The organism is Thiomonas sp. TH-17 (assembly GCF_057473305.1).
Genome location: NZ_JBYCKI010000293.1, coordinates 1 through 2,723, shown reverse-complemented (window position 1 = coordinate 2,723; position 2,723 = coordinate 1). Strand labels below are relative to the sequence as shown.

Below are 2,723 nucleotides of genomic sequence, written 5' to 3'. Positions count from 1 at the left end.
GCGTCCATCGTGCATCAGGCCTGGGGCGCCACCCTGGGCACCGACGAGACGCAGCTCGCCCGCACCGTGGCCTGGCGTGAGGGGCTCGGGCTGGCCGGGGTGCTGCTCGCCGCCTTGACGCCCCAGCTGGGCGGCGCCAGCGCGCTGGTGGGAGTGTTCGCCTTCGCGCTGATCGTCGGCCTGGCCTTGGTGTGGCGCGCGCCCGATCCGGCGCCGCACCGGGCTGCAGCCACGACCTCTCTGCATTGGCGCACCCTGCTGGAGCCGCTGCACAACCGGCGCTTCGTGGCGCTGCTCGCAGTGTTCGTCACCAGCGGCATCGCCGCAGCCATTCCGGCCACGCTGGTGCTGTTTTTCATCCGCGACCGGCTCGATGCGGCGGCGCTGTCGGGTGCGTATCTGTTCGCCTATTTCGCCGCGGCCGGGCTGCTGGTGCCGGTGTGGCTGCGCGCGGTGCGGCGCTGGGGCGCGGCGCGCTGCTGGCTGCTGGGCATGGGGCTGGCGGTGGCGGCTTTCGTCTGGGCGGCGTTGCTGCAGCCGGGTGATCGCTGGGGCTACGCGCTGGTGGTGGTGCTGTCGGGCGCGGCGCTCGGGCCCGATCTGGTGATGCCGCCTGCCTTGCTCGCCGGAGTGATCCGCGCGGGCGGTCACGGCAACCGGCTCGAAGGGAGTTACTTCGGGGTGTGGAACTTTGCGACCAAGCTGAACCTCGCACTCGCTGCCGGGCTGGCTTTGCCGTTGTTGGCGCTGTTCGGCTACCGACCGGGCACGCTGGAAACCGGTGTGCTGCCCCCGCTGGTGGTGGCGTACTGCCTGTTGCCGTCTTTGCTCAAGCTCGTGTCGGCCGGGCTGCTTTGGCAATTTTTTGTTCGCGGTCGGTCAGGCCCGGCCGCGTTTGCTTCCTGAATGGAGAGTCTTCTCATGTCGTTCAAATCTTCTTTGCACTCCTGGATGTCGTTTCGTCGCGGCTGGCTGCTGGCCGCCGTGCTGGGCATCAGTCTGCTGTCGGGCTGCGCCAGCGTCACGCCGCTGGCTTATCGGGGCCAGACGCCCACATTCGACCTCAAGCAGTATTTCAACGGACGACTCACTGCGGTAGGCATTGTGTTCGACCGCTCGGGCAAGATGACACGGCGCTTCCATGTGACCATCGACGCCTCCTGGAAGGGCGACGTGGGCACGCTTGACGAACACTTTATCTACAACGATGGGGCCAAGCAGGAGCGCATCTGGACCATCCGCGAGCTGCCCGAGAAAGACGGCGAGAAGCGCTACATCGGCACCGCAGGCGATGTGATCGGCGAGGCCATCGGCCGCGCGGCGGGCAATGCGTTGAACTGGCACTACACCCTGGAACTTCCGGTCGATGGCACGATCTACCACGTGCAGTTCGACGACTGGATGTACCTGATGGACGACCATGTGCTGCTCAACCATTCGGTCATCACCAAGTTCGGCTTCAAAGTTGGCAGCGTGTTCCTGTCGTTCAACAAGCCCTGAAGACCATGCCGCTGAACCCGCGCATCACTGGCTGGAAGGAACGGCGCGTCTGGGTGATCGGCGCGTCCACCGGCATCGGCCGCGCCACGGCCATCGCGCTGCTGCAGCACGGCGCGCGGGTAGCGGTGTCGGCGCGCAATGTGCAGGCGCTGCAACAGATCGACGGCGCCCTGCCCCTGCCGCTGGACGTGACCGATGCGCAGGCCCTGCGCGACGCCCTGCAAAGTCTGCAGCGCGACTGGGGCGGCCTCGATCTGCTGCTTTACTGCGCCGGAACCTACCGCCCCATGCGCGCCACCGAGTTCGATCTGGCCAGCGCCTTGCAGCATGACGATGTGAACTACCGCGGCGCACTGCACGCCCTCGATGCGGCGCTGCCGGTGTTCAACGCCCAAGGCGCTGGCCATATCGCCCTGGTCAGCAGCGTGGCGGGTTTGGGCGGGCTGCCGCAGGCGCTGGCCTACGGCCCAACCAAGGCCGCGCTGATCAATCTCGCCGAAACGCTTTACCTCGACCTGCACCCGCTGGGCATCGGCGTGCATGTGATCAACCCCGGCTTTGTGGAAACGCCGCTCACCGCGCAAAACACCTTTGCCATGCCCGCGCTCATCACCCCGGAGCAGGCGGCCGACGCTATCCTCGCCGGGCTGGAGGCGGGCCACTTCGACATCCACTTCCCGCGCCGCTTCACCCTGTGGCTCAAGCTGCTGCGGCTGCTACCGCGCGGGCTTTATTTCCGCATCGTCAGCCGGTTCACCGGGCTTTGAACGCAGCGGTTGGCGCGATACGCCGCCATGCTCCCGTCTGTATGAAAACACTCATGGCCATAGGGTGAAGACTGGTTAAGGTTGTGTCCGAAAGCAACGGCCACGCCCCCTTCGGGCGATGACCCAACCCGAGGAGACCTTGATGGATCGCACCCTGCATCGTCGCGAGTGGCTGACACTGGCCGCCGCGAGCACCGCGGCACTGATTGCGCGCCCGGCGTGGGCCGTGGTCGCAGCGCAGGCCGAAGCCCCGCTGCAAAGCTTCACCGGACCTGGCGCCAATTCGTTCTGGAACAGTGTGGGGCCGTATGTGACCTACCCGCAGAAGTCGCCGCTGCTGCGCCTGACCGACCGCCCGATTCAGCTCGAAACGCCGCGCGCCTATTTCCGCAGCGCCATCACGCCCAACGAGGCGTTCTATGTGCGCTATCACTTGCCCGACATTCCCAACGCGAT

3 protein-coding genes and 1 pseudogene are annotated in these 2,723 nt (G+C 66.6%); all 4 read left to right on the top strand.

Features of this window, described 5'->3' with window-relative positions:
* The coding region (locus AC2VLV_RS16410) for an MFS transporter (protein WP_486990985.1) at positions 1–906 on the top strand (906 nt) is incomplete at its 5' end.
* Positions 907–921: 15 nt separating this feature from the next.
* Positions 922–1,500 (top strand): DUF3833 domain-containing protein, encoded by a 579-nt coding sequence (locus tag AC2VLV_RS16405; protein WP_486990984.1) that lies wholly within the window; start codon positions 922–924, stop codon positions 1,498–1,500.
* Between the two features lie 5 nt (positions 1,501–1,505).
* Positions 1,506–2,267 carry an SDR family NAD(P)-dependent oxidoreductase gene (locus AC2VLV_RS16400; protein ID WP_486990983.1) on the top strand — a complete coding sequence of 254 codons (762 nt, stop codon included), beginning with the start codon at positions 1,506–1,508 and terminating at the stop codon, positions 2,265–2,267.
* A gap of 142 nt (positions 2,268–2,409) precedes the next feature.
* Positions 2,410–2,723: pseudogene (locus AC2VLV_RS16395) on the top strand (molybdopterin-dependent oxidoreductase); the annotation flags it as partial.